At 43.9% G+C, this 6,422-nt stretch carries 8 protein-coding genes; 3 read left to right on the top strand and 5 right to left on the bottom strand.

Annotation, left to right across the window (positions count from 1 at the left end; translation table 11 throughout):
- The 4 genes from F6K20_RS19900 to F6K20_RS19885 all read right to left on the bottom strand — a co-directional run bounded on the left by F6K20_RS19900 (position 1) and on the right by F6K20_RS19885 (position 3,706).
- On the bottom strand, positions 1–474 hold the full coding sequence (locus tag F6K20_RS19900) for a hypothetical protein (RefSeq protein WP_353736792.1): 474 nt from the start codon (positions 472–474) through the stop codon (positions 1–3).
- 188 nt (positions 475–662) lie between these two features.
- Entirely contained in the window at positions 663–1,238 is a 576-nt protein-coding gene (gene rdgB / locus F6K20_RS19895; protein ID WP_353837853.1) for an RdgB/HAM1 family non-canonical purine NTP pyrophosphatase, read from the bottom strand.
- A 213-nt stretch (positions 1,239–1,451) separates the two neighbouring features.
- Positions 1,452–2,894, bottom strand: coding sequence for a phosphoglucomutase/phosphomannomutase family protein (locus F6K20_RS19890; RefSeq protein ID WP_008186138.1), 1,443 nt, complete (start codon positions 2,892–2,894; stop codon positions 1,452–1,454).
- Between the two features lie 356 nt (positions 2,895–3,250).
- Positions 3,251–3,706 (bottom strand): hypothetical protein, encoded by a 456-nt coding sequence (locus tag F6K20_RS19885; protein WP_229414579.1) that lies wholly within the window; start codon positions 3,704–3,706, stop codon positions 3,251–3,253.
- Positions 3,707–3,891: 185 nt separating this feature from the next.
- On the opposite strand from F6K20_RS19885, the gene F6K20_RS19880 reads away from it, so the two are divergent.
- The 3 genes from F6K20_RS19880 (at position 3,892) to F6K20_RS19870 (ending at position 6,045) form a co-directional block, all read left to right on the top strand.
- Positions 3,892–4,722 carry a photosystem II manganese-stabilizing polypeptide gene (locus F6K20_RS19880; protein WP_008186133.1) on the top strand — a complete coding sequence of 277 codons (831 nt, stop codon included), beginning with the start codon at positions 3,892–3,894 and terminating at the stop codon, positions 4,720–4,722.
- 341 nt (positions 4,723–5,063) lie between these two features.
- Positions 5,064–5,204, top strand: coding sequence for a hypothetical protein (locus tag F6K20_RS19875; RefSeq protein ID WP_154659842.1), 141 nt, complete (start codon positions 5,064–5,066; stop codon positions 5,202–5,204).
- Positions 5,205–5,268: 64 nt separating this feature from the next.
- Positions 5,269–6,045, top strand: a complete 777-nt coding sequence (locus F6K20_RS19870; RefSeq protein WP_008186130.1) for an RNA polymerase sigma factor SigF — start codon at positions 5,269–5,271, stop codon at positions 6,043–6,045.
- 47 nt (positions 6,046–6,092) lie between these two features.
- On the opposite strand, the gene F6K20_RS19865 is transcribed toward F6K20_RS19870, so the two are convergent.
- A complete protein-coding gene (locus F6K20_RS19865) occupies positions 6,093–6,317 on the bottom strand; it encodes a hypothetical protein (RefSeq protein ID WP_131826839.1) in 225 nt (74 codons plus the stop codon).
- Between the last annotated feature and the right edge of the window lie 105 nt (positions 6,318–6,422).

The following is a 6,422-nucleotide window of genomic DNA, read 5'->3' as shown; positions in this document are numbered from 1 at the left end:
TTAAACTATCTGGTTCCTAACCCAAGAATGTCCTTTTTGGAACTCTTTTCTTATGAGTCTGTGCAGCAATGAACTTTCTAGGAAAGTCAAGGTTTTTAGTTGTTGACAAAGCTCTTTTCTGGTTTTTTTATTCTTATCTCCAGGAAATTTACGATAGACCTTCTTTATTACTACCTCTATACAGGCCGCCTGGCTCGCTGTAATGGCCTTGGCTACATCGCTAACCGTCCATTCCATCAATTTAGAGGGTAGTCCCAATGATTCGGGAGGTCTAAAACTTCTAACTTCTGGGTAAGCTTTCTTCCAGTCAAGTCCCCAATAGCTAATGCTACCTAGCTTGTTGTAAGACTCAGACCTAACTACCCCCAGCTTTTTCATAGTAGACAGCAACTCAATTTCAACCGATCCAGTCATCCCCACTACTGGGACAACTTGAGTTGATATCTTTTTTGTTGCTCCTACTTTCTTTGGCATTATCAACAGCTAAGTCCTATACCTTGATTATACACTAGCGCTATAAAAATATCCATGTCCATTTCATGCTGTTAAATACTGATTTATCCCTATTTTTAGGGGTTTAATTGCGAGGCACAGTTTACCGAGTTAGCGTGCCTCAGTTGATTTTTATAGGGAATTGACGGTTTAAGAGTATCCCACGCTAGTTAACCTAAATGTTTCAACTGAGGCAGTAGTAATTCAAAAGCCTTGCCACGATGAGAGCAGGATCGCTTGATCTCAGGCTCCATCTCAGCAAAGGTCAACCCCTGCTCTGGAACAAAAAAAATTGGGTCGTAGCCAAAGCCACCAGTTCCCCGAGGAGCTGGCAAAATTTCCCCCCGACAAATCCCTTCAGCTTGAAAAGCGATCGCACCATCTGGACGAGCAATCGCCACTACACAAACAAACTGGGCTTGCCGATTCACTTCCAAACCTAGCTCCCCCAGTAGCCGCTCAATTCGCTCTTGGTCGGTTTTGCAATAGCGTCCAGAATAAATCCCTGGAGCACCATCTAGGGCATCAACTTGCAAACCAGAATCATCAGCAATTGCCCATTTTCCAGTTGTCTGGGCTACTACTGATGCCTTCAGACAAGCATTGGCAGCAAATGTATCCCCAGTTTCTTCAATCTCTAGCTCTGGTGGCTTTAACTGCAATTCCCAGTCCAAAGAATCTAGGTATGTCTGCATCTCCCGCAGCTTACCAGGATTGCCTGTAGCTACAACCAGCAATTTTGGCAGCAAATTTGGGGTTTGATGTTGGGATTTTGGATTACTCAAAGCAACAAGGTCAGATTGTTTGATCAAAGGTTAACTGGCAATCAGAGTCAATTCGATACAGTTCAAGCAGCGTTTAATGCCCGATTGTGATCTTACTTAACCATTGCCCAGATTTTCAATATCGCACCCAAAACCAGCTAACCCAAAATCCAACACTAATCCAACATTTCAACTCTAAAACTGACTGGCCCAATCTTTAGCCCAGTTCAAGGTTTGAGTTACCTGTTCAAGGGTAGCTGCTTCACAGTAGAGTCGCAATAAGGGTTCAGTGCCACTAAAACGAATCAGCAACCAGCTGTCGTTAGCTAAACGGAATTTGTACCCATCGGTGGTTTGGCAATCCACCACTGCCTGACCATTAATTTCTTGGAGAGGCTGAGTTTGTAATTGTTCTTGTATACGCGATCGCACTTCCATCCCCGATAGATGTAAATCGATCCGGTCATAGGCAGAAGCATAGCCAGTTTGCTCTTGGAGACTCTTGTAGAGTTCACTTAAGTCTTTTCCAGATTTAGCGATCGCTTCTAATATGTACAGTGCTGATAATAAAGCATCTCGCTCAGGAATATGGTTGCCATAGCCAATGCCTCCGGATTCCTCACCCCCTAGCAAAGCAGGAGTGGATAACATCCGGTCAGCAATATACTTGTAACCGATAGCAGTCTCATAAACTGGCAAATTATACAGTGCTGCCACTCTAGGAATTAGGTCAGAACCACTAAGGGTTTTGACCACTTCACCACTAAAGTTACGTCGTGATGCTAGATGTTCAATCAGGATGGGAATCAGGATTTGGGGGCTAAGGAAATTGCCCTGAGCATCAGCCGCTGCAATGCGATCGCTATCCCCATCAAATGCCAACCCAACCGCTAATTCAACACCCGGTTCGCGGTGGTGACTCTGGAGCGCTTCAAATAGCTCAGACAGATAACCGGGTAAAGGTTCTGGGGATTTGCCACCAAATAAGGGATCCCGTTCGGCCTTAATTTCGATAATAGGTACCCCAAGAATCTTGTTCAAGCCTCCTGCTGCTGCACCATTCATCACATGGGCAAAGACAGTCAGTTTACCCTGACTAATCAGCTGTTGAATCAGGGCAATATCAACCTTTTGTCTTAAGGCATCACAGTAACTTGACCATGGGTCAAAGGTCTTGATACTACCCTCTTTCTTAGGTGTAGCTGGTGCTTGAGAAAGTTTGGCTTCAATCTGTTTAGTTATTTCTAGAGGAACTGATCCACCAAACGCTCCTTTGACTTTTAAGCCTAGGTAATTGCCAGGATTATGACTAGCAGTAATTACCAAAGCTCCCAAAGCATTTTGGGACTTGGCTGCCCAACTGAAGGCTGGTGTAGGAGCATAACTGTTAGAGAGTAAGACATCAAAACCAGCAGATTGAACCACCTCTGCAGTTTTTTTGGCAAAGTCTTCTGCCATGAAGCGTCGGTCATGACCCACTATAATCGTTTGGCTACCCGTGGTTTCCCCATAAGCATCTGCCAGAACTTGAGCAGCAACAGGGGCAACTATTGCCAAGCGCTCGAAGGTAAAATCGGCGGCAATGATACCTCGCCAGCCGTCTGTCCCAAATTTAATTGAATCTCCGGCAATCGCCATAATAGTAGTATATACTTACTTAAATTTTAATACTCTGACGGCAAAATCCTAGCATTGGAAAGAGTTAGTGTCTTGCTGACCCGCCAAAGCTTGATCTGGCTTGTCTCGCTATTTTGTCGTCATCTAGTAGTACTGATAGTAGTTACTTAACTTAAGTCACTCTGTCGGGATTTTGTCCAGTGGGTGTATTGGCTCCCACCATTGACGTTGGGCTATTGCCTAGCACCGATGACTTGCTCAGCAAGCAAGGTTTTTCCTAAATTTAAGCGGGATATAGTCTGGTTTTCACGCTCTTCCGGACTCTTCGGTCTGTTCTAAATCTCTATCAATCATCCCAGGACTTGGGCAACAGTTTCCTAGTGGTCGTCAGTGATACCCTGCTTAGATCGGGCTGACTCAGGCAGCTTATTAAGTACAGAGATTAGATTCATGCGTTCAATATAGGGCCAACCACCCTTTTCTTCAATATCCTTTAGAAAATCATATAGTTTCTGGCGAGTATCCGGCAATGAGGCTTGAAATAACCCGTCTCGAATCTCGCCATGGACTTCCTCTAAACCCCTGAGTATAGCCAACAGCGCTAAGTTATCATCTTGGTAATTCTTTGCCAAAGAACGAAGATCAGCGCTAATCTCTAGTAATTTAGCCTGTAATTGCTCTGAATCCAAATCTTTATCCCGATCCATTCCATCAAATAACTGTCGCAGTAAAGGCGGCTCTTCCCGTGTACAATGCTCTAAAGAACAGCTGAGGCTCACGGAATCGGTGCCATTTTTGCATGCCCTATGCCCAAATGGCAGTAGTTCAACCAAATAACAAGCTTCCCGATAGTTTGTGTGTAGCCCGACTTATAACATGGGTGTGGTGTGAATTGTGGATCATACTGGTCAATGCCTAGAGGGCAGCAGCTGTTTAACTCCTATGGCACCAGCAACCCAATTCCAGAACCAACCTAACATACATTTTTAGATCTGATTATTGACGATTGAGATTGACTATGAAGTATCGTGCTTTGATTTGTGCCTTCCTCGCGTTATGTCTGGGGGTCTTTACAGCTTCCTGTTCTCCAGATGTAGCCAGCTTGGAAAGTATCGAAGGACTTACCTATGACCAGATTAAAAACACTGGTTTAGCCAATAACTGTCCACAGCTGTCAGAAATGACTCGGGGTGCTATTCCTGTAGACCCTGACCAGTCCTATGAGATTGTCGATATATGCGTACAGCCAACCAACTTCTTTGTCAAGGAAGAAGGAACTAAGCGCAAAGAGGCAGAATATCTTCCCGGCAAATTATTGACCCGTTATACCTCTAGCCTGGTTCAAGTGCGAGGAGACTTAGTTTTTCAAGAAGATGGTAGTCTGAAGTTTTTGGAAAAGGATGGTATAGATTTCCAACCCATCACTATTCAGTTGCCTGGAGGTGAGCAAGTCCCATTCCTGTTTACCATTAAAAAATTGGTTGCCACAACTGAGCCTGGTTTGGAGAGCATCAATGCTTCCACCGACTTTGTTGGTGATTTCTACGTCCCCTCTTATCGGGGTGCTGTTTTCCTAGATCCCAAAGGTCGAGGTCTGGCTAGTGGTTATGATAATTCGGTTGCTCTGCCATCTCAAGCGGATAGCCAAGAGTTTGCCAATGTTAAGAGCGCAGATGTGGGAGAAGGCACCATTGAGCTGCGCATAGCTCAAGTAGATAGCGAGAGTGGCGAAATTGCTGGTACATTCATAAGTGAACAACCCTCAGATACTGACTTAGGTGCTGATGAGCCAGAAGAAGTGAAAGTTCAGGGAATATTTTACGGTCGCATTCAACCAAAACAAGCATAGCTGACCTTGGTTTGAGTCTTGGAAGCCACTGACTCCCAGCATGGGAAATTGGCAAAAACGTTAATTGCTAAGGGGCGTATGCCCCTTTTTTGATCGGAATGTGGCGTTTTCGTTATCCTGTATGTATTATTAATAAACTTTCATCGTTTCTAATTCGGGATTCGGGTGAAATTACTGTTTTAATAAACTTAATGGTAAATCTACAATTAAAGCAATAACACTATGACCAGGGCGGTGCTTTTGGAGATTAATAAACTAAATTAACTAAATCACCTATGTTATCAAACAAAACTTTAGCATAAACCCACGCCAATAAAACTGAACCCCTTGATCGAAAAGGAATGCAACATAAGATCTTCCGGGGATTGGATCCGGGAAATCGTCAATCGGGAATCCGACAACCATTACCAATTCAACCTGACCCATTAGCAAAAGGGAGTAAAAATTTGTTGCAGCCATCCAGGATAATTGGCACGAGTTAGCGGTCTCATAGCCGATTGTGATCTAATTGTGATCTACTTGTAATCTACCACCTTCAACTTTGTTATGGCGACTAACCTTAACCATAAACTTAAGTATCAAAGCTTAACATTATTACAAAAGTACCAGCAATATCCTGACCCTGAACTTCGCAATCAGCTAGTTGCTCTCAATTTAGGACTAGTGAGGAGAGAAGCTCATCATTGGGTCAAGCAGTGTAATGAAAGCTACGAAGACTTACTTCAGGTTGGCTGTATTGGCTTAATTGTTGCCATAGAACGATTTGATTCCACCAAGGGCATAGCATTTAGTTCCTTCGCTATCCCCTACATTCGTGGTGAAATTCAGCACTATTTACGAGATCGGGGTTATTCAATTCGCATTCCTCGACGCTGGCTAGCCCTACGGCAAAAATCTGTGGAAATTACTCAAAATTTACGAGCAACGTTAAACCGGCAACCGACAGAAGAAGAAATAGCAGCAGCATTAAACATTTCCCTAGAAGAATGGCAAGAAATTACCCTAGCTCATCAAAATCGGGAACCTCTGAGCTTAGATACACCAGTGGGAGATTCAGAGGACAGAAACACCAGCTTGGGTGAGTTAGTGCCAGATCCTCGCTATCGCAGTTTTCAGCTGGCACAGGAAGACCAAATCCGCATTCAACAAGCCCTAGCTCATTTGGAAAAGCGCACTCGTGAAGTGCTGGAATTTGTTTTTTTACATGACTTGACCCAAAAAGAGGTAGCACAGCGCTTAGACATCAGTGTAGTAACGGTATCCCGCCGCGTTAAAAAAGGCTTGGAAGCTTTGCAAAAGTTAATGACACCGACACAAGATTAAGATTAATTTTCACTACATACATTATTATAAATATAATATAAAATTATCTAGAATCCTATACAGCTGGCAAAGTAACTGGACTCTAGTTGAGGTGCTTTTGGATAAAATAAGCTGACCACTGACGGCTGTTCGCATTCGCGCAGCGTAGCCTTTGGCCAAGGGTGAGCCTTTGGCAAAAGGCTGACGGCTGACCTGCCCACAGCCTTTTGCTTAGAGTCTCCAGTTTTGGAAATTTGCCAAAAAAATCCTATCTTCAAAGAAGTTGGTGCCACAGATCGATAACTTCAAGGGTATGCTCGGATAAAGCGTTATTTTTAGGTGGTCATGGGTAAAGTATCATGCATCGTATGGGTGAGTGTGCTGGCTCTGCTTATAGA

The organism is Moorena sp. SIO2C4, assembly GCF_010672485.1.
Taxonomy (GTDB): Bacteria; Cyanobacteriota; Cyanobacteriia; order Cyanobacteriales; family Coleofasciculaceae; genus Moorena; species Moorena producens.
Note: the sequence above shows the minus strand (reverse complement) of the source record. Positions and strands in the feature narration are given on the sequence as shown.